The 21,428-nt window shown below is 63.8% G+C and carries 21 protein-coding genes; all 21 read right to left on the bottom strand.

All coding sequences use genetic code 11. The features are described 5' to 3' along the window. Nucleotides 1–100 precede the first annotated feature (100 nt). Complete coding sequence (locus ABB27_RS07930; RefSeq protein ID WP_057628112.1) at nucleotides 101–1,588, bottom strand: sigma-54 dependent transcriptional regulator; 1,488 nt, start codon at nucleotides 1,586–1,588, stop codon at nucleotides 101–103. Then, nucleotides 1,581–1,961, bottom strand: coding sequence for a response regulator (locus ABB27_RS07925; RefSeq protein ID WP_057628111.1), 381 nt, complete (start codon nucleotides 1,959–1,961; stop codon nucleotides 1,581–1,583). The genes ABB27_RS07930 and ABB27_RS07925 overlap by 8 nt, the downstream gene beginning before the upstream one ends. Before the next feature lie 14 nt (nucleotides 1,962–1,975). Next, complete coding sequence (gene rpoN / locus ABB27_RS07920) at nucleotides 1,976–3,385, bottom strand: RNA polymerase factor sigma-54 (RefSeq protein WP_057628109.1); 1,410 nt, start codon at nucleotides 3,383–3,385, stop codon at nucleotides 1,976–1,978. A gap of 261 nt (nucleotides 3,386–3,646) precedes the next feature. After that, on the bottom strand, nucleotides 3,647–4,279 hold the full coding sequence (locus ABB27_RS07915) for a response regulator (protein WP_057628107.1): 633 nt from the start codon (nucleotides 4,277–4,279) through the stop codon (nucleotides 3,647–3,649). Between the two features lie 78 nt (nucleotides 4,280–4,357). After that, complete coding sequence (locus tag ABB27_RS07910) at nucleotides 4,358–4,930, bottom strand: PilZ domain-containing protein (protein ID WP_057628105.1); 573 nt, start codon at nucleotides 4,928–4,930, stop codon at nucleotides 4,358–4,360. Next, the gene (locus ABB27_RS07905) at nucleotides 4,927–5,238 is read right to left on the bottom strand and encodes a hypothetical protein (protein ID WP_057628103.1); all 312 of its coding nucleotides are present in this window, start codon (nucleotides 5,236–5,238) and stop codon (nucleotides 4,927–4,929) included. The genes ABB27_RS07910 and ABB27_RS07905 overlap by 4 nt, the downstream gene beginning before the upstream one ends. Then, on the bottom strand, nucleotides 5,238–5,660 hold the full coding sequence (fliS, locus tag ABB27_RS07900; RefSeq protein ID WP_057628101.1) for a flagellar export chaperone FliS: 423 nt from the start codon (nucleotides 5,658–5,660) through the stop codon (nucleotides 5,238–5,240). Before fliS ends, ABB27_RS07905 begins: the two co-directional genes overlap by 1 nt. An 85-nt stretch (nucleotides 5,661–5,745) precedes the next feature. Then, a complete protein-coding gene (gene fliD / locus ABB27_RS07895) occupies nucleotides 5,746–7,104 on the bottom strand; it encodes a flagellar filament capping protein FliD (protein ID WP_057628098.1) in 1,359 nt (452 codons plus the stop codon). A 229-nt stretch (nucleotides 7,105–7,333) separates the two neighbouring features. Next, entirely contained in the window at nucleotides 7,334–8,551 is a 1,218-nt protein-coding gene (locus tag ABB27_RS07890) for a flagellin (RefSeq protein WP_057628096.1), read from the bottom strand. A 356-nt stretch (nucleotides 8,552–8,907) separates the two neighbouring features. Continuing rightward, a complete protein-coding gene (locus ABB27_RS07885) occupies nucleotides 8,908–10,134 on the bottom strand; it encodes a flagellin (RefSeq protein WP_057628094.1) in 1,227 nt (408 codons plus the stop codon). A 66-nt stretch (nucleotides 10,135–10,200) separates the two neighbouring features. Next, nucleotides 10,201–11,403 (bottom strand): flagellar hook-associated protein FlgL, encoded by a 1,203-nt coding sequence (gene flgL / locus ABB27_RS07880; RefSeq protein WP_057628092.1) that lies wholly within the window; start codon nucleotides 11,401–11,403, stop codon nucleotides 10,201–10,203. Continuing rightward, a complete protein-coding gene (flgK, locus tag ABB27_RS07875; protein ID WP_057628090.1) occupies nucleotides 11,403–13,280 on the bottom strand; it encodes a flagellar hook-associated protein FlgK in 1,878 nt (625 codons plus the stop codon). Before flgK ends, flgL begins: the two co-directional genes overlap by 1 nt. A gap of 11 nt (nucleotides 13,281–13,291) precedes the next feature. Continuing rightward, the gene (gene flgJ, locus ABB27_RS07870; RefSeq protein ID WP_057628089.1) at nucleotides 13,292–14,491 is read right to left on the bottom strand and encodes a flagellar assembly peptidoglycan hydrolase FlgJ; all 1,200 of its coding nucleotides are present in this window, start codon (nucleotides 14,489–14,491) and stop codon (nucleotides 13,292–13,294) included. A 1-nt stretch (nucleotide 14,492) separates the two neighbouring features. After that, nucleotides 14,493–15,608 carry a flagellar basal body P-ring protein FlgI gene (locus ABB27_RS07865; RefSeq protein WP_057628087.1) on the bottom strand — a complete coding sequence of 372 codons (1,116 nt, stop codon included), beginning with the start codon at nucleotides 15,606–15,608 and terminating at the stop codon, nucleotides 14,493–14,495. Nucleotides 15,609–15,616: 8 nt separating this feature from the next. After that, nucleotides 15,617–16,306, bottom strand: a complete 690-nt coding sequence (flgH, locus tag ABB27_RS07860) for a flagellar basal body L-ring protein FlgH (RefSeq protein ID WP_057628085.1) — start codon at nucleotides 16,304–16,306, stop codon at nucleotides 15,617–15,619. Nucleotides 16,307–16,328: 22 nt separating this feature from the next. Further along, nucleotides 16,329–17,114 carry a flagellar basal-body rod protein FlgG gene (flgG, locus tag ABB27_RS07855; protein ID WP_057628083.1) on the bottom strand — a complete coding sequence of 262 codons (786 nt, stop codon included), beginning with the start codon at nucleotides 17,112–17,114 and terminating at the stop codon, nucleotides 16,329–16,331. Nucleotides 17,115–17,414: 300 nt separating this feature from the next. Continuing rightward, nucleotides 17,415–18,164: a flagellar basal body rod protein FlgF gene (locus ABB27_RS07850; protein ID WP_057628081.1), complete on the bottom strand. Its 750-nt coding sequence runs from the start codon at nucleotides 18,162–18,164 to the stop codon at nucleotides 17,415–17,417. A gap of 171 nt (nucleotides 18,165–18,335) precedes the next feature. Further along, nucleotides 18,336–19,556: a flagellar hook protein FlgE gene (flgE, locus tag ABB27_RS07845; protein ID WP_057628079.1), complete on the bottom strand. Its 1,221-nt coding sequence runs from the start codon at nucleotides 19,554–19,556 to the stop codon at nucleotides 18,336–18,338. Between the two features lie 31 nt (nucleotides 19,557–19,587). Continuing rightward, entirely contained in the window at nucleotides 19,588–20,262 is a 675-nt protein-coding gene (locus ABB27_RS07840; RefSeq protein ID WP_057628078.1) for a flagellar hook capping FlgD N-terminal domain-containing protein, read from the bottom strand. A gap of 26 nt (nucleotides 20,263–20,288) precedes the next feature. Further along, nucleotides 20,289–20,696, bottom strand: coding sequence for a flagellar basal body rod protein FlgC (flgC, locus tag ABB27_RS07835; protein ID WP_057628076.1), 408 nt, complete (start codon nucleotides 20,694–20,696; stop codon nucleotides 20,289–20,291). An 11-nt stretch (nucleotides 20,697–20,707) separates the two neighbouring features. After that, nucleotides 20,708–21,112 carry a flagellar basal body rod protein FlgB gene (gene flgB / locus ABB27_RS07830; protein WP_057628074.1) on the bottom strand — a complete coding sequence of 135 codons (405 nt, stop codon included), beginning with the start codon at nucleotides 21,110–21,112 and terminating at the stop codon, nucleotides 20,708–20,710. Nucleotides 21,113–21,428 lie beyond the last annotated feature (316 nt).

The following is a 21,428-nucleotide window of genomic DNA, read 5'->3' as shown; positions in this document are numbered from 1 at the left end:
TGCCGCGCCGGGTCGGCTACTTCAGCAGATGCACGTAAGAGTGCGGCAACCGTCCGGGCGTGATCATTTGCCGGCGAAAGCGTCGCCGGCCATGGTGTTGTTACTGGCTGGCGGTCTCGACCGAATCGCGCTCGATGCCGTACTTGCGCAGCTTTTCCACCAGGGTGGTGCGGCGCAGGCCCAGCAGCTGGGCGGCATGGGCGACCACGCCCTGGGTGCGCTCCAGTGCTTCGTTGATCAGGGTCAGTTCGATGTTGGCCATGTGGTCGCGCAGATCCATGCCTTCATTGGGCAGCTGACTGGTGACTTCGGGGGCGGCGATCTTGTTGATCAGGCCTGCAACCGTGTTTGCGGAGGCTTCTGCTGCAGCCGGCTGCTTTCCAAACAGCAGCGGACGTTCGTCTTCGGCGCTGGCAGCGGCCAGGATGGCCTTGTCGCCGCGGTAACGGCTGGGCAGATCCTGCAGGCGCACGGTGCCACCGGGATGCAGTACGGCCAGACGCTCAACCAGGTTGGTTAGCTCGCGCACGTTGCCCGGCCAGGCATAGCCGGCCAGGGCCTGCAGTGCTTCGGGAGCGAAACGCACTTCGCCACGGCCGGTACGCGAGAGCTGGGCGGCGATGGTCTCGACCAGTTCGGGAAGATCGCTGGCGCGTTCGCGCAGCGCCGGCACATCGATCGGGAACACGTTCAGGCGATAGAACAGGTCCTCGCGGAACTTGCCGTCGGTGATGCTCGATTCCAGGTTGCGATGGGTGGCGGCGATGACCCGCACATTGCAGCGGATCGTCTGGTTGCCGCCGACGCGCTCGAAGCTGCGCTCCTGCAGCACGCGCAGAAGCTTGACCTGCATCGGCAGGCTCATGTCGCCGATTTCGTCGAGCAGCAGGGTGCCACCTTCGGCCATCTCGAAACGGCCCTTGCGTGCACTCAGCGCACCGGTGAAGGCGCCTTTCTCATGGCCGAACAGTTCGCTTTCCAGCAGGTCGGCCGGGATGGCGCCGCAGTTGATGGCGATGAACGGGCCGTCGCGGCGCGGTGACCGCTGGTGGATGGCGCGCGAGACCACTTCCTTGCCGGTGCCGGATTCACCCAGCACCAGCACGGTGGTGTCGAAATTGGAAACCTGGTCGATCAGCTGGCGCAGCTCGACCACCGCAGGGCTGTGCCCGGTCGGGCCACTGTCATCGGTATTGCCGGCCTGGTGCTCGGCATCGAGCCGCTTCAAGCTGGCGCGGCGCAGCAGGGCTTCCATCTGCGCATGGCGCATGGGCTGCTCCAGCGGCCATACATTGGCTTCGTGCAGGCCGTAGTGGCGCGAGAACGCCAGCGGGTCGCCTTCGGCCAGCAGGATAGGCGGCGGCAGGGACGTGCCTGCCAACCAGGTGAAGAAACCGGCAGCGCGGTCGGCATCTTCCAGCGTGCCAACCACCACCGCCATCCAGTCGTTGCTGCGGTGGCGGCTGACGTCGATGTCCTGTGCGTCGCTGACCCAGCGCGGGTTGAAGTCCATGAACTCCAACAGCGCCAGCGTGCGCTCGGCGCGCACACCGTCGGCATCGATCACCAGAATGCGTGACTCACTCATGTTCCTGCACCTTGAGACTTTCCAGGATGGGCATGACTTCCTGGATGTAGGACAGCTTGCTGACGAAGTTGTCAGCACCGGCGCGCAACGCGTGTTCGCGATGCTCGGCGTCATCAAAATGGCTGGCGATGACGATGTAGGGGGGCTGGTCCTGGGTCTTGATCAGGCGCGTGGCCTGCAGGCCGCCCATTTCCGGCATGGCCAGGTCCATCAGCACCACCTGCGGGCGCAGGGCTTCGGAACGCTCGATCGCTTCCAGGCCGTTGGCGGCACTGCCTACCACTTCCAGCCAATCGATCTTGCGGAAATGGCGCATGGCGGCGTTGATGAAGCCTTCATGGTCGTCGACCAGCACTACGGTGAGCTTGTTCATTGGAATCCTTGGTCTCAGCCCACACGGGCCAGCTGGGGCTTGCTGCTCTGGCGGCGACGTTCGCGCGCCGGGGCGATATCAAGCTGTTCGCGGTATTTTGCGACGGTCCGGCGTGCAATGTTCACTCCCTGACGTGACAACAGGCCGGCAATGGCCTCGTCGGCGAGTGGGCGGGCGGGCGGTTCGGCGTCGATCAGGCGCTTGACCATTGCCTTGACGGCCTGGCCGGAGACGGTGGCGCCTTCCAGGCGTACGGCGAAAAAGTGCTTCAGTTCAAAGGTGCCGCGCGGGGTCTGCAGGTACTTGCCCGAGGTGATCCGCGAGACCGTGGATTCGTGCATGCCGATCAGGTCGGCGACTTCCTTCAGGGTCAATGGCGCCATGCATTCATCGCCATTGACCAGAAACGCGGCCTGGCGCTCGACGATGACCCGCGCGGTGCGCAGCAGGGTGTCGTAACGCATCGACAGGCCACGGGTCAGCCAGCGGGCTTCGTGCAGCATTTCGCGCAGCGGCTGGGCCGACTCGCCACTGCTGTCGGCGACAACCCGCTCATAGCTGCTATTGATCGCCAGACGCGGCGTGGTGGCCGGATTCAGCGCGACCCGCCACTGGCCGTCGGCATGCCAGGCCACCACGTCCGGGATGACGCTGGCTTCCTGCTGGGGCAGCAGGGTTTCGCCCGGCCGCGGCTGCAGCGAAAGAATCAGCCGGAAGGCTTCCTGGATGTCGGCGACTTCCGCGTCCAGCGCCTGCGCCAGCGCCGCATAGTCATGGTTGGCCAGCAATTGCATGTCGGCATCGAGCAGGCGGCAGGCCAGATGGCGCGCGGCTACCAGGCCGGGCAGGGCGGTGAGCTGGGCCAGCAGGCACTCATGCAGATCCACTGCGGCCATGCCGGCAGGTTCGCCCAGGAGCAGGCGCTGGCGGATGGCTTCGATATCGGCGCCGGTCCGATCAAGGCGGGCGCTGGCCAGCTGGCTCAGCTGTGCCAGTGGTGCCTGCAAATAACCTGCCTCGTCGCAGTGTTCCAGCCAGAAAGCGGCCACGGCCAGATCGGCCTCGTCCAGTTCCAGCGCCAGCGCATTGAGCACGCGCAGCTGCGGATCGGTGGATTCGCCGGCGGCCACGCGGGCCATGCGGTCCTCGTCGTCGGCATTCCAGCTGGCGCCGGGGACATCCCACAGATTGCTTTCGGGCAGTTCGTCGAAGGCGGCGGTGTCGGTTTGGGCGCTGTCAGCGGCAACGGTCGCCGGCACGTCTTCGGCCAGCTCCTGCAGTTCCAGCAACGGGTTGTTCTCCAGCGCCTGACGTACTTCCAGCTCCAACTGCATGCCATTGAGCTGCAGCAAACGGATCGATTGCAGCAGCGCAGGCGTGAGGTGGAGTTGTTGGCCCAGCTGGGTAGACAGTACGGCTTTCATGCAGGTTCCCGTTGCGCCCGGTTGATCGGCGCGTTGTGGAACGCATCTTGCGTGCTTCATGTCGGGGCGGTAATAGGTGTCGACCTGATAGCTGTCATAAACACCCCTACTTCATGTAGGTGTAACCCCTACATTGCGACGAAAAATTGGCGCTCGAATGCCGGCGCCTTGTTGCAACTTGTTGATTTCAATGAGTCCGACAACATCGGTGACGGGTTTCGGATTCCGTGACGCAGGTTCACTTTGTCCGGACTACTGACATCAACCCAGTTCGTTTTCGTGGCGCACGGCCATCAAAAGCAGGTCATTGGCGCGGCGGCAGCCCAGTGATTCCATCATCCGCGCCCGATGGGTCTCCACCGTCTTGATGCTGATGCCGAGGTCCGCGGCGATTTCCTTGGTGGTCTGGCCGGTGCCCAGGCGCCGCAGGATCTGCTTCTGTCGTGGCGACAGGGCGCCGATGCCGGTAGCGCGCTCCTTGCTCATCAACGGCGCCAGCATTTTTGCCGAGATCTGCGGGCTCAGGAAAACCTGGCCGGCGTGCGCGGCGCGCAGCGCCAGCTCCAGTTCCGCCGGGGCCGCATCCTTGACCAGAAAGCCGACCGCGCCACGGTCCAGTGCATCGCGCACATGGGCGGCGTCGTCATGCATGGACATCATCACCGCGCGCGCATGCGGCAGGCGCTGGCGGATGTCGGTCAGTGCCTCCAGGCCGGAGCGGCCGGGCAGGGAGAGATCAAGCAGGATCAGGTCCGGTACATGGAAAAGCGCCATTTCCAATGCCTGTTCGGCATTGCTGGCTTCGGCCACCACCTGGATTCCGTCAAATGTCTGCAGCAGCCGGGTAAGCCCAGCACGAACCAAGGTGTGGTCGTCGACAATAAGAACGCGCACAGGAGACCGGGTCATATCAGAAGGCTGCACCTTAGCGGAGCGGCGGCGCAGGCGCCAGCGCAGCAATCTGCAATTCACTCACCGGTTGCGACGACTATCGGCGATCTGCTTGCGATGCAGGCGGAACAGGTGGCGCTCAACGGCAGCCAGCAAGGCCTCGTTCTGGGCGTCCAGGCGTACCCATAACTGTGGGCCATTGGGGGTAGCGGCTTCGGCCAGCACCACGACGGGCAGTTCGATCAGGTCGGGCAGCCACTCGGCCGGCTGCAGGCGGACCACGCCCTTGGTTCCTGCCGCGTAGCCGGCAAGCTCGTCACGCTGCAGTCGCAGACCATGCCGGGACCAGCGCAGCGCTGTGATCGTTGCAGCCGGAGCGTCGCGTTGCAGCAGGCGCCCCAGCAGAACCAGGGTCAGATCCAGCCGTGCTTCCAGCCGTTGCAATTGCAGGCTGTTGTCGTTGCGCTCGTCGCTGCCGTCATCCGCATTGCGTGCGTCTTCCACCAGCGCAATGCTGCGTAAGAGCATTTCGGTACTGCCGGGGCGCTGCAGCGTGGCGCCGGCCTGGAATTCCACCGGCAGCGACAACTCGCAGCTGAGCGTGTCGTCGAACAGCTCGGTTTCCGCGGGGTGATCGATGCCGGTGCTGTTCATGCCAGGGTTCCAGCCTGTATATACGCGCTGGCCGCGCGGGTGGACTGGCGTTCGGCGCGCAGGTGTGCGGCCGCCTCGTCGCGCAGTTCGCGCATCCGCCCGGTCAGGGTGTGCTGCTGTTCCAGCAGGAGTTGCAGTGCGTCTGCCGCAGCCGCTGCGCCGTTGTCCTGGATGTAGCTGCGCAGACGCTGATCATGCGCAGCCACAATCTGTTCGGCGCGATCATGATCTTCGGCGTCGATGGCGTTCTTCAAGGCATCCAGATCTTCGTGCAGGGCATCCAGTACCTGGCGGGCGGTGTCGGTCATCAACGTGCCCCGGCGGCGTTTGGCATGGCGCGCTGCTCGGCGGGAATGGCATTCCAGGCGGATTCGATCTCGGTCATCAGCGACAGGGACTCCTGCAGGGCATTGACGTCGTTGTTGAGGTTACCCTCGGTCAGACGGTGCAGTACATATTCGTATAGTGCCGACAGATTGCCGGCCACGTCACCACCGGCCTCATGATCCAGCGAACCGTTGAGGTGGCCAATGATGGCGCAGGCCTCGCCGATGGCCTTGCCCTTCAGGGCCTGGTCGCCGCTGGCCAGGCAGGCTTCAGCGCGGCGGATGCGCTCGCCGGCGCCTTCAAGCAGCAGCGCAACCAGGCGATGGGGGTCCGCATCGATGGCACGGCTGGAAACGCCGACCTTGCGGTACTGCTCGGCATAGTGGCGGTTGGCACCGTACATGTGGATGGGACTCCTTTGTTTCAGCCGCTGCACGAGATGCTCGTCGCAGCGGTGGGTGGTGGATGAAAATCAATAAGTACTGCGATTACTTGGATTTGGAGGCCAGCTGCTGGCTCAGGTAATTGCTGGTGCTCTGCATCTGTGCGACCAGTGTGTCCATCGCAGTGAATTGCTTGGTGTAACGCTCCGATACCTTCTCCATGCGCGCATCGAGCGCGTCCAGATCGGATTCGAGTTTCTTGATCTGCTTGTTCAGCGAGTCGGTACGCAGGGTCAAGGTGCCCTGGCTGTCCAGGTTGCTCTTGAGCATGCTGGTGACGCCGCTGGACAGGCTGCCCTTGCTGCCCAACAGCGCCTGCGCCGCACCCGGGCTCTCGGCCACGGTCTTGTCGAAGGTGGTGCTGCTGAAGCTGAGCGTGCCGTCCTTGTTGATCGCCACGCCAAGTGCCTTCAGATCGAGGACATTGGCGCTGAGCTGGCCGCGCATCTGCTGCTGCAGGCCGCGGATCATCGAATCGCCGGTCAGCGTGGACGCCTTGTTGTTGGTAGCGTCGTAGCTGGTGGAGCTCTTGAGCAGGGCGGTGGTCGCGTTGTAGGCGCTGATGAACGCCTGCAGGTTGATCTTCAGCGGCGAATTGTCCTGCGCCACCGTCAGCGTGCGGGTGGTGCCCACCTCGGCCTTGCTCAGGTTGAGGGTGACACCGGGAATGATGTCGGTAATTGAATTGCTGCTGGACTCGCGCTCGAAGCCATCCACGCGCACCTTGGCGTTGCTGGCGGCGGTGGTCTGGGCCATGCCGCCGGCACCGCCATCCCAGGTCAATGCAGACAGGCCGCCATTGCCGCCGCTGGCGCTGACTTTCAGCGCACCGTCGGTGCCCGCGTCGACCGCATTCATCACCAGGTGCTGGCCATCGCTGGCGGTAATGATGGTGGCGTTGACGCCCTTGCCGTTTGCCGCGTTGTTGATGGCGGCGGCGATCTCGGTCAGCGTCGCGCCCTCGGCGATATCCACGTCCAGGGTTTTGTCGCCCCAGGCGAACGTCAGCTTTCCGTCGCCCACCGGCGCATCGGCAGCGAACGCGCCGGAGCTGAGCTTCTGGGTGGTAGCCAGGCTGAGCACTTCAACGTTGTAGGTGCCTGCTGTCGCCAGGGTCTTGCCGGTGCTTGGATCGGTGATGATGCTGGTGCTGAACCCCGCGCCCTCCGGTACCGTCGCCTTGTAGGCGCGGATATCGGCGCTCTTGACCATGGCCTCCAGTGACGACTGCAAGCCACTCAGCGAGCTCTTGATGTTGCCCAACGCCGACAGCTTGGCGGTGGCCGCCGTGCCCTGCGAGTTGATGCGATTGTCGGCCGGCTTGCGCTCGGCAGCCACCAGCTGGGCGACGATGGTGGGGATGTCGAGGCCGGAGCCGACAGCAGCGAGAGAGGAGGTGGCCATGTGTTTCCTTGGTCTAGGCTGTAGGACGCCTGTGCAGCTATCCCTTGTATCGGCACGCCTGCCCAGCAACTTTAGGCAGTCGGCGACGGTTGCCGTGCTGACCATGCAAGTGGTGTGCCGCAATTGCCTGGGCACCCCCTGCAACTGCTGCAAACGCAGAACCCCCGCCTGAAAGCGGGGGTTCTGGAAACGTCACCTTTGGGGCTGGTCCACCGGCCCCGCGGCTTGCTTAGCCCAGCAGGCTCAGCACGTTCTGGGTGGAGCTGTTGGCCTGCGAGAGCATGGCGGTACCGGCCTGCTGCAGGATCTGGTTGCGGGTCAGCTCGGCGGTTTCCTTGGCGTAGTCAGCGTCACGGATGCGGCTGCGCGAAGCGGACAGGTTTTCCGAGGTGGTCGACAGGTTGGAGATGGTGGAGCTGAAGCGGTTCTGGATCGCACCCATGTCGGCGCGCGAGCTGTTGACGGCGGTCAGTGCCTTGTCGACGATTTCCAGCGCCTTCTGCGAACCGGCGAAGCTCGAGATATCCAGCTTGCTGGCATTCTTGGCGTCGCTGACGTTGGTTGCGGCCTGCGCGGTGAACGCGGCGCCGGCGGTCAGGCCACCGCCGCTGATGGTGCCCAGGCTCATGGCCGAGGTGAACTGGTTGCCCTTGACCGACTGCAGCGTGATTGCGCCGTTGCTGTCATCGATCTTGGCGTAAACGCCGGTCTGGTCCATCTTGTCGTTGATGGCCGAGGCGATCTTCTTGTTGATCGACAGGGTCGAATCACCGGATTCAAACTTGACGGTGTCGATGTTGACGGTCTTGGCAGTGGCGCCTGCGCCGGTGCCGGTCACCGCGATCGAGATGCCGCTGACGTTGCCGGCAGCGGTAGCAGCGGCGCCGGAAGCGACGACGTTGACGGCCGTGGTGTCGACGGCGAAGTTCATCGTGCCCAGGCTGGTGGTCTTGGCATCGACGATGCTGTTGATGCCGATGGTCTGGCCAGCGTCAGCACCAACCTGGAACAGGGCGCCGGAGAAGCTGCCATCCAGCAGCTTGGTGCCGTTGAAGTTGGTCTGGTTGGAGACGCGATCGATTTCCTTCAGCAGCTGGTTGACTTCCGAGTTCAGCGCTTCGCGGTCGGTCGAGGAGTTGGTGGCGTTGGACGACTGCACAGCCAGCTCGCGGATACGCTGCAGGTTGTTGCCGATTTCAACCATCGCGCCTTCAGCGGTCTGGGCCAGCGAGATGCCGTCGTTGGCGTTGCGGGTGGCAACGTCCAGGCCGCGGATCTGGGTGGTGAAACGCTCGGAGATGGCCAGGCCAGCGGCGTCGTCCTTGGCGCTGTTGATGCGCAGGCCCGAGGACAGGCGCTGGATCGAGGTGGCCAGGCTGCTGCCGCTCGTGTTCAGGTTGCGCTGAGCATTGAGCGACATGATGTTGGTGTTGATGACTTGTGCCATGGTTTCGGATTCCTTTTTGTCGTTTGATCCGGCAGCTCAACCTGACCGGTACTGAGTGCAGTGGGAGGTGCCGTAGGGGCCGCAGTACCGCTGCTGATATCAATAACGGCAGCACCCTCCCACGCTTTAGGGCTGCTGTAGGTTCGGATTGACAAAAATCGCTGTCCATCGGAGGAAGTGCGTGGAACCCGGCATGTGGGAGCGGCTTCAGCCGCGAAGCAGGTGGCTTTCCAGGCACTACAGAGCCTGTACTTTCAACAATCTCGGCTTCGCGGCTGACGCCGCTCCTACATAGGGGCCTGCAACGCAAAAACCCCGGCGAGCCGGGGTTTTTGCGAAGAACACGTGCGACCGGCTTACTTCAGCAGGCTGAGCACGTTCTGCGGCACCTGGTTGGCCTGGGCCAGCATGGCCGTACCGGCCTGCTGCAGGATCTGGGTGCGGGTCATCTCGGCCGTTTCCTTGGCGTAGTCCGCGTCGCGGATACGGCTACGGGAAGCGGAGAGGTTCTCCGAGGTGGTTGCCAGGTTGGCGATGGTGGAGGTGAAGCGGTTCTGGATGGCGCCCATTTCCGCGCGCGAGCTGCTGACCGCGGTCAATGCCTTGTCGACGATCTCGATCGCACGCTGCGAGCCGGAGAAGTTGGAGACGTCCAGATCCTCCATGTGGCGGATGCCGCCGCCATTGGCGGCCACGCCGGCAGCGGCGGTGGTGGCGCCCAGGTCGGCAGCGAGCGAGACGGTGATGCCGGTGCCACCGGCCAGCGTGCCATTGGTGACGCCGCCGAAATCCTGCCCGGCCTTGACCGAGGTCAGCTTCAGTTCGCCGGCTTCGATGGTGGCGTACATGCCGGTCTGGTCCAGCTTGTTGTTGAACGCCTGCGCAACCTTCTTCTGCACGGCGGCAGCATCGTCGCCTACTTCGATCTTGATGTCGTCCAGCTTGATCTGGGTGGCAGCGGCCGCGCCCGCCGGGGTGACGCTGACGGTGATACCGCTGATCGAGCCCGAGGCGGTGGCGGCGGTGCCGCCGATACCTGCGCCACTCACGTTGTCGGCAAAGCCGGCCTGGCCCAGGGTGTCGATGTTCGCATCGACGATGGCATTGATACCGATGGTCTGGCCGGAGTTGGCGCCGACCTGGAACAGCGCACCGGTGAAGCTGCCATCGAGCAGCTTGGTGCCGTTGAAGCCGGTCTGGTTGGCGACGCGGTCGATTTCCGACAGCAGCTGATCGACTTCGGCATTCAGCGCCTCACGGTCGCTGTCCGAGTTGGTGGCGTTGGACGACTGCACGGCCAGCTCACGGATGCGCTGCAGGTTGTTGCCGATCTCGACCATCGCGCCTTCGGCGGTCTGGGCCAGCGAGATGCCGTCATTGGCGTTGCGCACGGCAACGTCCAGGCCACGGATCTGGGTGCTGAAACGCTCGGAGATGGCCAGGCCGGCGGCATCGTCCTTGGCGCTGTTGATGCGCAGGCCAGAGGACAGACGCTGGATGGACGTCGCCAGGCTGCTGCCGCTGGTGTTCAAGTTGCGCTGAGCGTTCAGCGACATGATGTTGGTGTTGATGACTTGTGCCATGGGACTTCTCCGTTGTGTTCGGTGACGTGGTGCGTATGAGGAGGCGGTAGGATGCGGATTACGGAATCAGCGGATCATGTTGAACAGCGACATCGACTGCATCTGGGTGAAGATGGTCTGTGCCGCCTGCAAGGCCGCGCCTTCGAGCTGGTATTGCCCAATGGCCTCGGCATAGTTGAGGTCGCGTAACTGCGACAGGGAGCTTTCAAGGGTGATGCTGCTGGCTTCGCGCAGCGAGGCCGCATCGTCGATGGATTTCAGTTGTGCGCCGCCAGCGGCGCGTGCATCGATCAGGCTGCCGGATGCACGCGCGACATCGCGGATGCTTGCCTGCAAAGCGTTCTGTTGGGCGGTGCGGCCGGCTTCCGTGGAAGTGTCCATCTGCAGCGTCTGCACCAGCTGGTCGATGGTGCTGAACACATCGCGGGTACTGGCCTGGCCAGCGGTGAACGCATCGCCGGCGGCCGGAGTGCCTTCAATACGCACCCGCAGCCCCTGGAAGACAATGTCTTCGCCGGTTTTGTAGGTGCCGGTGCCGACCACCGTATTGCTGGCATCGACGACGTCATAGGTATCGGTGCCGGTGAAGCGCAGCGTATAGCTGTCGCCATTCCAGCTGCCCGAGCCATCACGGCTGATGTCGGTCAGTACCGCCTTGCCGCTGTTGCCGGCGGCCGCGGCTGCATCGACGGTGCCGTCACCGGTGCGAATGCGCAGGAAAACCTCGCTGCCCGGTTGCGCATCCTTGACGAAGGTGCCTGGCGCTACCTCGACCTGGCGCTGGATCTGATCACCGTTGTAGGTGACCGTGCCATTGGCCAGGGTGAATGGTGCAGCGCCATCGGCGGCACCGCCAAACAGGTAGCGGCCGTTGCCGTCGGTGGTATTGGCCAAGGCCAGCATCTGGTCCTTGATCGATTGCAACTCGGCGGACACCGTCTTGCGGTCCTCGGCTGACAAGGCGGCGTTGTTGGCCTGCACGGTCAGTTCCGATACCCGTGCCAACAGTTCGTTGGCCTGCGACAAGGTGTTTTCCTGCAGACCGAGCCGGTTCTGCGCGGTATTGGCGTTCTTGCCCAGCTGTTCCAGTTCGGCAAGCACACGATCCAGGCCAACGGCGGTACCGGAGGCGACCGGATCATCCTTGGCAGTGACGATCTTCTTGCCGGTGGCCAGCTGCTGCTCAAGATGGTTCATCTTGCTTTGCTTGGACAGCATCAGCGAGACCGACTGGTCATACATCATGTTGCTGGAAATACGGTTACTCATCAGCCCACCGCCTTCAAAATCGTCTGGAACATGGTGTCGGCGGTGGAGATCAGCTGTGACGCGGCCTGGTAGGCCTGCTGCAGCCGGAGCATGTCCGCCGCCTCTTCATCGAGGTTCACGCCCGAGATCGAGTCCCGTGATGCCTTGGCGTTGTCATTGATCACCTGCTGCGCCTGCAGCGAGTAATCGGCTGCACGTGCCGCCGAGCCGATCTGCGTGGTCATGCCGCCGAGCGCGCCATTCAGGGTGACAGTGCCACCACTGAATGCCTTTGCGTCTTCCACGCCGGCAAGGCGCGAGGCATTGCCGTTGTCACTGGAGCCGGCGGCGGTCTTGCCGATGTCAAAGCGATCACCTGCGGCGGGCTTGCCATCAAGTACCAGGCTCCAGCCGTTGGCGCTGATGGTCTGCCCGGGCGTATAGGGATACGGGCCGGCACCGTCGATGGTGTAGTTGTTGGCGTCGGTGAACGCGATCACCGCAGGATTGAGCAGGGCAGGGTTGCCAGCATTCAATACGTCCAGCTTGCCGAGTACGCCGGTGCCGGTGTTGCTGAGTACCGCTGTGCCCTTGACCGGATTGGCGGCGGCAATGCGCGAGGGATCGGTGATCGCCACCGACAGGTCATTGGTTGCCCCGGCCGTCGGCTGCAGCAGGAAGCGATCATTGGTGGCGGGGGTACCGCCCACCACGAACTGCACGCCATTGACCACGAATGGATCGGCGGCAGTGCCGGTGCCGGTCATCGGTACCGCCACGCCGGTATCGGCGCGGCTGGCCTGCCAGTTGCTGCCGTCGAACTTGAGCAGCAGGTTCTGGCCGTCCAGCGCGCCCAGGTCGCCATAGCTGGCGGTGAGGCTTGCAGTGCCGGTATTGCCGCTATGGCTGGATATCTTCGGCGTACCCAGGTTGAAAAAGTTGCCGCCCATGTCGCCGTACAGGTCCATGCCTTCGGCGTGGGCCTGGTTGAACGACTGCGCCATGCCCACCGCGATCCGGCCAAGCTCAGCCTGGGCGGGGGTCAGTATGGTTTCGCGGAACTCCATCAGGCCTCCGATCTGTCCGCCCAGCGCCTTGCTGTCCAGGGTCACGGTCATGCCCTGGGTCTTGATCGCAAGACGCAGGCGCTCGGGCTGGTAGGGATCAGCTGCGGTAGTGATCTGCGAGGCGGTGGTGCCGACAACCAGGGCCTGGCCGCCAGACGAATAGACGTTCATCACGCCGCCGTCCTGGATCACCGCGGTGCCGCCGGTATAGCCGACCAGCTTGGAGATCAGCTGATCACGCCTGTCCAACAGGTCCGGTGCGGCCGCCGCGGCATTGCTGCCGATGGCGCCGTTGATCTGCGCGATCTCCTTGGCCAGCCGGTTGACCTCGGTGGCGGCGGAGATCAGGCCGTTGTTGACCTCGCTGTTCAGGCTGTCGAGGTTGCTATTGAGCTGCTTGAAGCGGTTCACCAGGGTGCTGGCGTTGTCCAGCACATCTCGGCGGTCAGCGGTGCCGGAGGCATTGGACGCCAGTCCATTGACGGCGTCAAAGAAGTTGGACCACACACCGCTGACATTGGTGGCCGCGTCGGAGAACAGCGCGTCGACGCGATCGGCCATGCCGGACAGCTGCTGCAGGCGTGCAAGTTCACCGTTGCTATCGAGCAGGCGCGAAATGGCCAGCTGATCGGCGACCCGGCGGATGTCGGTGATCTTGGTGCCGTTGCCGACGTCGCCATAGCCCACGTCGCTGGGGTCGCGAGTGGCAAAATCCACCTTCTGCCGGCTGTAACCGTCAGTCTTGATGTTGGCGACGTTGTGGCTGACGGTGGCCAGCGCCCGTTGGAAGGCGATCAGCGCGCTGGTGCCAGTGGAAAGAACATTAGACATGGACGGCTATCTCAACGACGGGTGATGCCGGTAGCACCGGCGGTACTGGCAAAGGTCTGGCCCAAGCGCGCACCGGCATCGCCGATGGCGGCAACGGCGCGGCCGATGGTGGGCCCGGCGGCAATGGCGGCGATCTTGGCCGCGTAGGCAGGATCGGTGGCGTAGCCGGCACGCTGCAGGCCCTGGGCGAAGCTGCGTACATCGCTGCCGGCGCTGAGCGCGGCCTTGTAGCGGGGGCTGGTTTTCAACATGCGGACGTAGTCGCCGAAGCTCTCCGCCATCGAGCCATAGGCACGGAAGCTGGCGGTCTCGTTGCGACGTTGGCCGTTGACGTATTCGTGGGTGCCGGTGGTGGCGCGTTCACCGCTCCAACCGTTGGCCTTGATGCCGAACAGGTTGTGGCTGCTGTCGCCGTTGTCGCGCTTGATATGGCGCTTACCCCAGCCAGTCTCCAGCGCGGCCTGGGCAACCAGGGCGCGCGGGTCAACGCCGAGCTCACGTGCGGCGCGTTCGGCGTGTGGCCAGATGCTGGCGACAAAGCCTTCGGGCGTGTGCTTGCCCAGCTTGTCGGCGGCAAGATTGGCGGTGGTGGTGTCGACGGCGTCACCGCGCTGCGCTGCGGTTGCATTGCTCCAGCGATCATTGCCCATCGTCCAATCGGCAGCTGGCGTTGCCGCTGCGCTTTCCTGATACGGATTGGCACTGCTCAGTGATGCATGAAAGCTGCTGCTGTCACGCCCGGCAATCAGATCCAGCGCCTGCGCCTGCGGCGCCATATAGGTGGATTGGTCGCCGAGGTTCAACGACGACAGTGGGTCGACGCCGGTTGCCGATGCAGGGTCCAGCGGCAGGCCAGCGGCTGCGGGTGCGGGTGCGGTCAGCTGATATGCGCGCGCAGCTGCGGCAGGCTTGATGCTGGGATCAACGTTGGGAGTGTTTGCCGCATCGCTGCCACCGAGCTGGCGCGCGATCATCGCCGACAGGCCCAGCCCACGACCGCGCGTCATCGCCTCGGCAATGCGCTGGTCGTACATCTCGCGGAACATCTGGTTTTCGCCCGGGAACAGCGAATCGCCGAAGCTTGCATCACGCATGCTCTTGACCAGCATCTGTGCGAACTGGCCTTCCAGCTGACGGGCAACCTTGTCGATCTTCGCCGGGTCATTGGCGATAGCCGGGTTCAGCTCAAGCGCGGGCGCGGCGATACGCATGTCAGATCACCTCAAGGTCGGCGGTCAGTGCGCCGGCCTGCTTGAGGGCTTCCAGGATGGCGATCAGATCGCCAGGCGCTGCACCAACTTCGTTGACCGCGCGCACAATCTCATCCAGGGTCGCACCGCCATCGAAGCGGAACATGCGGCTGCCTTCATTGCTGGCAGTAATGGTGGACTGCGGCGTGGCAACGGTCTGTCCGCCACCGAAGGCATTGGGCTGGCTGACCTGGGTCGATTCGCTGACGGTCACAGTCAAGGACCCGTGCGAAATCGCCGCCGGGCTGACCCGCACCTGCGAGCCGATCACCACGGTGCCGGTGCGCGAATTGACGACGATGCGTGCAGGCGCCGCGCCTGGCGACAGCTCCACGTTCTCGATACGGGCCAGCATGCCGATGCGGGCACCTGCGTCGGTCGGTGTCTGTACCGCAACGGTGCCACCATCAACCGCGCGAGCGGCGCCCTCGCCGAAGGTGGCGTTGAGCGCGCTGACCATCCGCGAGACGGTGGTGAAATCGCTCTGGTGCAGGTTCAAGGTGATGTCGCCGCCGCCCGAGAAAACATCCGGCAGGGCGCGTTCGACGGTTGCACCGTTGGGGATGCGGCCTGCGCTGGGAATATTGACCGACATGCGCGAGCCATCCTTGCCCTGCGCACCGAAGCCGCCGACCACCAGATTGCCCTGGGCGATGGCATAGACCTGGCCGTCTATGCCTTTGAGCGGTGCCATCAGCAAGGCACCGCCGCGCAGCGACACCGCATTGCCGATCGAGGACACGGTGATGTCGATGGTCTGGCCGGGTTTGGCGAACGGTGGCAGCTCGGCGTGGATCGCGACGGCGGCAACGTTCTTCAACTGCGGGTTTACATTGGCCGGAACATTGACGCCCAGCTCACCGAGCAGGTTCTTCAGGCTCTGCACGGTGAAAGGTGCCTGGCTGGTGCGGTCGCCGCTGCCATCCAGGCCGACGACCAGGCCGTAACCGACCAGCGCATTGCCGCGCACGCCGCCGACCTGGGCCAGGTCCTTGATCCGCTCGGCGTGGGCGGGCAGGGCGGCTGCCAGTGCCAGCGTTGCCAGGGCCAGATGACGCATGAAAGAGAAAGTAGTCATCACGGTGCTCAGAACAGCGCAAAGGCGGAGTTGAAGAAGCGGCCCAGCCAGCCCATCGCATTGGATTGCGCGACCGCACCGCGGCCGCCATAGGCGATGCGGGCATCAGCAACCTTGCTGGAGGAAATGGTGTTGTCCGGGGCGATATCTGCTGCACGCACCACACCCTGGATCTGCACCAGCTCATCGCCCTGGTTCAGGCGCAGGTTCTTCTGCCCCTGTATCACCAGGTTGCCGTTGGGCAGGCGCTGGATCACGGTGACGGTCACGCTGCCCTGCAGGCGATTGCTCTGCGCGCTGTTGCCCTTGCCGGCGAAATCACGCTCGGCTGCTGCCGAAGCGCCAAGGATGTCCTTGCCGCCCAGCGTCACCGGCGCACCGAACAAGGTCGGCGTGCCGACATCGACATTGGACTTCTTGCTGATCGCGGTGCTGGCGGTGGTGGTGGCCATCGTGTTTTCGACCAGGGTGATGGTCAGCAGGTCACCGACGTCGCGTGCGCGCCTGTCGCCGTACAGGTTCAAGCCCGGGCCGGCCGCGTAGATCGCACCGGCGGTGGGCGCTGCGGCCTGCACCACGATGGGCTGGATCGGTGCCATCGGTGCGTAGGGGCGCACGTCGCCGGCCAGCGTGCAGCCGCCGATCAAGGCAGCGCACAGGGCGATGGAAAGTTGGCGCAGGAGTGGGGTGCTGCTCATGACGGTATCCCTTGGCGACCAATCAGACGTTGTTGTTGAGGTAGCCGAGCATCGAGTCGGTGGTGGAAATGGCCTTGGCATTCATTTCGTAGGCGCGCTGGGTTTCGATCATCGACACCAGCTCTTCGACCACGTTGACGTTGCTGCCTTCCAGCGCGCCCTGCACCACGGTGCCCAGGCCGTTGAGGCCGGGCGTACCGTTCTGGGCCGGGCCCGACGCGGTGGTTTCCAGGTACAGGTTTTCGCCCTTGGCCTGCAGACCGGCCGGATTGATGAAATCGGTGAGCGTCAACGAACCGATTTCCACCGACGCGGCTTCGCCGGCCATCTTCACGCTGATGGTGCCGTCGGTGCCGATGGTCATCGACTGCGCGCCTTCCGGGATCTGGATGCCGGGCTGCACCGGGTAGCCGCTGTTGGTCACCAGTTCGCCCTGGGCATTGATCTGGAAGCTGCCGTCGCGGGTATAGGCGGAGCTGCCATCGGGCATCATCACTTCAAAGAAGCCACGGCCATTGGCCATCACATCCAGGGCGCGGCCGGTCTGTTGCTGGCTGCCCTGTTCAAAATGCTTGGAGGTGGCGACCACGCGTACACCGGTACCCAACTGCAGACCGGTTGGCAGCTGGGTCTGTGCCGAGGACGAACCGCCTGGCTGACGCACCTGTTGATACAACAGGTCCTCGAAGCTGGCACGGTCGCGCTTGAATCCGGTGGTATTGGTGTTGGCCAGGTTGTTGGAGACAACCGACATACGTGTCTGCTGCGCATCCAAACCGGTCTTGGCGACCCACAATGCCTGATTCATGGTGCGATTCCTTGGTAACTGATACCGGCCGATTGGCCCTTGCCTGTGTCAATGCATGGGCCGTGCCAAAAATGGTGTCGAAATATCGGCGGTGTTCGCGGAGTGGTTGGCGACGTGCGGGTGGCGCCAAACTCATGACACCGGGCACGACTGCATCGGCCTGGGTTGAACAGGTCGGGGCGTGGGAGGGGAATGAACTGAAGTGAGGATGCTGGCAGCGGGGAACGCACCGCTGTGTATCGGATCGCGCGCCACGAAGTAGTGCAGGCGCGCGTAATGTCTGTGCGGCTTGTCTTGCTATCAGCCGTTCAGGCGCAGCAGGCTGTTGGCACTGCGCGCGTTTTCGTCGCCATGCTTGATGACCTTCACCTGCATTTCAAACTGGCGCTGCAGCTGGATCATCTGCACCAATGCACCGGCAGCGTCGACATTGCTGGATTCCAGCATGCCGCTGTCCAGCGCCTTGCCTTGGCGCTGCACGAAAGGCTGCTGTGGATCGGTATTGCGCATCAAACCATCGAGCCTGCGTTCCAGCCGTTCATTGGGTGCATCAACCACGCGCAGGCGGCCAATCATCGCCATCGTCTGCGGGCCTTCACCCAGCGGGATGATCGACAAGGTGCCGTCGTGCCCGATTTCCATCGCCTGATGCGGCGGTACCGCGATGGGATTGCCGTTGTCATCCAATACGGCATTGCCTTCGGCGGTGAGCAGTTGCCCGTTCGGCGTCAGCGACAAGGCGCCGCTGCGGGTATAGGCCTCGCTGCCATCGCTGGATTGCACGGCCAGCCAGCTGCCCGGCTGCAGGGAAAGATCCAATGCATTGCCAGTGATCTGCTGGGCGCCAACGCGGCGGTTGAAGCCGGCGTCCACATGCAGCGCATCCACCCGCGACGGAAAGCCCGGGCCCTGGATGCGGAACGCTTCGGTGTTGGCCAAAGCTTCCTTGAAGCCTGGGGTATCCGAGTTGGCCAGGTTGTGCGACACCGTGGCCTGCGCCTGCAGCGAGGCACGGGCACCGGTCATGGCAACGTAGAGGGCTTTGTCCATAAGGCTTGGATTCGGAAGTAAAGAGGGGTGGGAGCGCAGGGGGCGGGCAGAGCAACCCGTCGCACGCCACCTGCGGGCGCGCGACGTCAGTGCAGCGTCGTGCATAAGCGTGGGCGCGATTGCTTGAAAGGCTGGTCACTGGCCAGTCATGCACCGTCGCGCCCGACTGGCTTACCTGATGTTGATGATGGTCTGGGTGATCTGGTCCTGGGTGGACACCATCTGCGAATTGGCCTGGAAGTTGCGCTGGGCCACGATCATGTTGACCAGCTGCTCGGTCAGATCCACCGTTGACGCTTCCAGCGAGCCGGCCTGGATCTGGCCCAGGTCCGAGGTGTCCGGCGCGCCGGTACGCGGGTTGCCGGATGAGAAGGTCTCAACCCACAGATTGTTGCCCTGGTTCTGCAAGCCCTGTGGGTTGTTGAAGGTGGTCAACGCAACCTGGCCCAGTGGTTTGTCATCGCCGTTGGTATAGCGCGCATACACCACGCCTTCCTCGGAGATGCTGATCTCATTGAGCTTGCCGGCGGCATAGCCGTCCTGGCGGGTATCGCGCATCGCGAACTTTTCGCCGTACTGGGTAGCGCCGGAGACATTCAGGGTCAGGTTGACCACGCCAGCGCCGGTGCTCGGGGTGAACGGCGCCAGGGTGATGTCGCCATTCGCCGGGTTGGTCAATGCACCGGCGTTGGAGAACTGCAGCGTCGAAGGGCCGCCGGCAGGCTGGCCGTCGATGTAGTTGTGTACTTCCCATTCGTTGGCGTTGGCCGTCTTCACGAAGTACGAGGTCTGGGTGTGGCTGACACCCAACGAGTCGTACACGGTGATGCCACCGGTGGAGTGGTTGTAGGTATTGGAGTCGGTGGGATCAAACGGCGCCACCGTCGGCTCGGGCGCGTTGCCCGGCAGGGTGAACGCCATGTTGACCAGGGTGCTCTGCTTCGGCGGGCTGTCGGTGGTAAGCAGCTGCAGGTCGGTCAGCTGACCGTCGAAGCGGGTGCCATCGGCGCTGGGGGCAAATACCTGCAGGCGTGCGCCCTGCGGGTTCACCACATAGCCGTTGTTGTCGGTCTGGAAGTTGCCTGCACGCGAGTACACGCGCGAACCGTTCATGTTCATGGTGAAGAAGCCTTCGCCGGCCACGGCCAGGTCCAGGCTGCGCCCGGTCTGGTTGATGTTGCCCTGCGAGAACTGCTGCGCCACATTGCTCAGCCGCGCGCCGGAACCAATCGCGTTGCGCGACAGGCCATAGCTGGTGGCATTGAACAGATCGGCGAACTCGGCGCGCGATTCCTTGAAGCCGGTGGTGTTGACGTTGGCGATGTTGTTGGCGGTGACATTCAGGTCAGCGTTGGCCGCATTGATGCCTGACAGTGAGACGTTGAAGCCCATGGCGATACTCCTGGGAAATCGAAGAGGGGGCTCAGCTGACGCGGAGCACGTAGTCGAGCGGGGCAGTGCCCAGCCCCTTGAGATTCAGGTACAGGCCGTCGGAACCCACCGTCACGCTTTCCACTTCCGCCTGCACATAGGTGTTGAGCTTGCTCTGTGCGCCTGCGCTGTCGGTATGGGTTGCGGTGACGGTATAGCTGCCCGCGGGCAGGCGCTCGCCATCGGCGTTGGTGCCGTCCCACTGGAAGGCGACCTCGCCAGCGGCGTCGGCCGGCACGTTCAGCTGATTGACCTTCAGACCGTTGGCGTCGGTGATGTCGACGGTGACGAAGCCGGCGGAGGGTGCCGCGACAGTGCCGCTGGCGCCGCCTTCGGCTTCCAGCGCGACCTTGGTCGAAGGCACCATCACTTCGTGGCCAACCAGGGCCGCACCACGCAGTACCTGATCGCTGGCCATGGACTGCTGGAAGCCCTTCACCGAGGTGTTCAGATCGGTGATGCCCTGCACGGTGGACAGCTGTGCCATCTGCGCGACCATCTGGCTGTTGTCCATTGGTTTGGTCGGATCCTGGTGCTGCAGCTGGGTGGTCATCAGCTTCAGGAAGTCGGCCTGGTCAAGCGCGCTTTTATCCTTGGTTTTGGTGGCGCTGTTCGGGGCAGTAAGCCCGAGCGAGCTGTAGAGATCGGAGTTGACGCTGGTGCTCATGTCGGCAGATTCCTGGGGGAGGGGGCTCAGCGGCCCATGGTCAGCGTGGCCAAGGCAAGCTCTTTGGCCGTACTGAGCATTTCCACACCGGCCTGGTAATTGCGCGAAGTGGAGATGAGGTTGACCATCTGCGCTACCGGATCGACGTCGGGCGAATACACATAGCCCTCGCCATCGGCCAGCGGATGGTTGGGTTCGTAGCGTTTGATCGGCGGCGCGTCACTCTGCGCGATCTCCTTGACCTGCACGCCGGTCAGATTGGGATCGGTACGGCTGGTGACGGCCTGGAAGATCGGCTCCAACGGCTTGTAGACCGCCTGTGGCGATCCGGCGATGGAATCGGCGTTGGACAGGTTGGAGGCGATGGTGCTCATGCGCACCGACTGCGCCTGCAAAGCGGAACCAGCAATATCGAAGATGGGCAGATTGCTCATGGCGCGTTTCCTTATTGGCCGGTGATCGCGGTGAGCATGGTTTTCACCTTGGACTCGACGAAGCTGAGCGAGGCGCGGTATTCCAGCGCGGCGCGGCCATAGGCGGCGCGTTCGGTATCCGGATCAACGGTATTGCCGTCCAGGCTGGGCTGCGCACCCTCGCGCAGTATCTGGAACGGATTGAGCCCAGCGCTGCCGCCGATGGCGTAGTGCTGTTCGGCAGTGGTGTTGAGCAGGCCATTGCCGCTGGTTGCACCCTGTGCATTGCGCAGGGCGGCGTCAAAGTCCAGATCGCGGGCCTTGTAGCCCGGCGTATCGGCATTGCTCAGATTGCTGGCGATCAGCTTCATGCGCTGCTCGCGCAACGGCATCGCCTGCGCGTGGATGCCTAGGTAGTCGGAAAACAGGTTGGCCATGTGGAAGCTCCCACGGAACGTTGCCGGGGAAGTTGCAAAAGCTGTGCCAGAACCGAGTGGGGTCCCGGACCGGACCGGGCTGTGGCCCGTTGTAGGAGCGGCGTAAGCCGCGAAGCAGACACCGCATCAGCCCGCAAAGAGCTCACCCCTCCCCAACCCTCCCCTTGGCCTAAGGCCAAAGGGAGGGAGCAGAGCGGTAGTGCCGAGCCATGCTCGGCAGAGGCCGTACCGGCCAAGCCGCAGAACTTGTGGGAGCGGCGTAAGCCGCGAAGCAGGCACTACATCAGCCGACAAAGAGCCAACCCCTCCCCAACCC

The sequence above is a fragment of the Stenotrophomonas terrae genome (assembly GCF_001431465.1).
In the GTDB taxonomy this organism is placed as follows: Bacteria; Pseudomonadota; Gammaproteobacteria; order Xanthomonadales; family Xanthomonadaceae; genus Stenotrophomonas; species Stenotrophomonas terrae.
Note: the sequence above shows the minus strand (reverse complement) of the source record. Positions and strands in the feature narration are given on the sequence as shown.

What these genes read in the sequence shown, in the direction of transcription:
- ABB27_RS07930 (WP_057628112.1), bottom strand. Translation starts at nt 1,588, where the DNA reads ATGAGTGAGTCACGCATTCTGGTGATCGATGCCGACGGTGTGCGCGCC.
- ABB27_RS07925 (WP_057628111.1), bottom strand. Translation starts at nt 1,961, where the DNA reads ATGAACAAGCTCACCGTAGTGCTGGTCGACGACCATGAAGGCTTCATC.
- rpoN (WP_057628109.1), bottom strand. Translation starts at nt 3,385, where the DNA reads ATGAAAGCCGTACTGTCTACCCAGCTGGGCCAACAACTCCACCTCACG.
- ABB27_RS07910 (WP_057628105.1), bottom strand. Translation starts at nt 4,930, where the DNA reads ATGAACAGCACCGGCATCGATCACCCCGCGGAAACCGAGCTGTTCGAC.
- ABB27_RS07905 (WP_057628103.1), bottom strand. Translation starts at nt 5,238, where the DNA reads ATGACCGACACCGCCCGCCAGGTACTGGATGCCCTGCACGAAGATCTG.
- fliS (WP_057628101.1), bottom strand. Translation starts at nt 5,660, where the DNA reads ATGTACGGTGCCAACCGCCACTATGCCGAGCAGTACCGCAAGGTCGGC.
- fliD (WP_057628098.1), bottom strand. Translation starts at nt 7,104, where the DNA reads ATGGCCACCTCCTCTCTCGCTGCTGTCGGCTCCGGCCTCGACATCCCC.
- ABB27_RS07890 (WP_057628096.1), bottom strand. Translation starts at nt 8,551, where the DNA reads ATGGCACAAGTCATCAACACCAACATCATGTCGCTCAATGCTCAGCGC.
- ABB27_RS07885 (WP_057628094.1), bottom strand. Translation starts at nt 10,134, where the DNA reads ATGGCACAAGTCATCAACACCAACATCATGTCGCTGAACGCTCAGCGC.
- flgL (WP_057628092.1), bottom strand. Translation starts at nt 11,403, where the DNA reads ATGAGTAACCGTATTTCCAGCAACATGATGTATGACCAGTCGGTCTCG.
- flgK (WP_057628090.1), bottom strand. Translation starts at nt 13,280, where the DNA reads ATGTCTAATGTTCTTTCCACTGGCACCAGCGCGCTGATCGCCTTCCAA.
- flgJ (WP_057628089.1), bottom strand. Translation starts at nt 14,491, where the DNA reads ATGCGTATCGCCGCGCCCGCGCTTGAGCTGAACCCGGCTATCGCCAAT.
- ABB27_RS07865 (WP_057628087.1), bottom strand. Translation starts at nt 15,608, where the DNA reads ATGACTACTTTCTCTTTCATGCGTCATCTGGCCCTGGCAACGCTGGCA.
- flgH (WP_057628085.1), bottom strand. Translation starts at nt 16,306, where the DNA reads ATGAGCAGCACCCCACTCCTGCGCCAACTTTCCATCGCCCTGTGCGCT.
- flgG (WP_057628083.1), bottom strand. Translation starts at nt 17,114, where the DNA reads ATGAATCAGGCATTGTGGGTCGCCAAGACCGGTTTGGATGCGCAGCAG.
- ABB27_RS07850 (WP_057628081.1), bottom strand. Translation starts at nt 18,164, where the DNA reads ATGGACAAAGCCCTCTACGTTGCCATGACCGGTGCCCGTGCCTCGCTG.
- flgE (WP_057628079.1), bottom strand. Translation starts at nt 19,556, where the DNA reads ATGGGCTTCAACGTCTCACTGTCAGGCATCAATGCGGCCAACGCTGAC.
- ABB27_RS07840 (WP_057628078.1), bottom strand. Translation starts at nt 20,262, where the DNA reads ATGAGCACCAGCGTCAACTCCGATCTCTACAGCTCGCTCGGGCTTACT.
- flgC (WP_057628076.1), bottom strand. Translation starts at nt 20,696, where the DNA reads ATGAGCAATCTGCCCATCTTCGATATTGCTGGTTCCGCTTTGCAGGCG.
- flgB (WP_057628074.1), bottom strand. Translation starts at nt 21,112, where the DNA reads ATGGCCAACCTGTTTTCCGACTACCTAGGCATCCACGCGCAGGCGATG.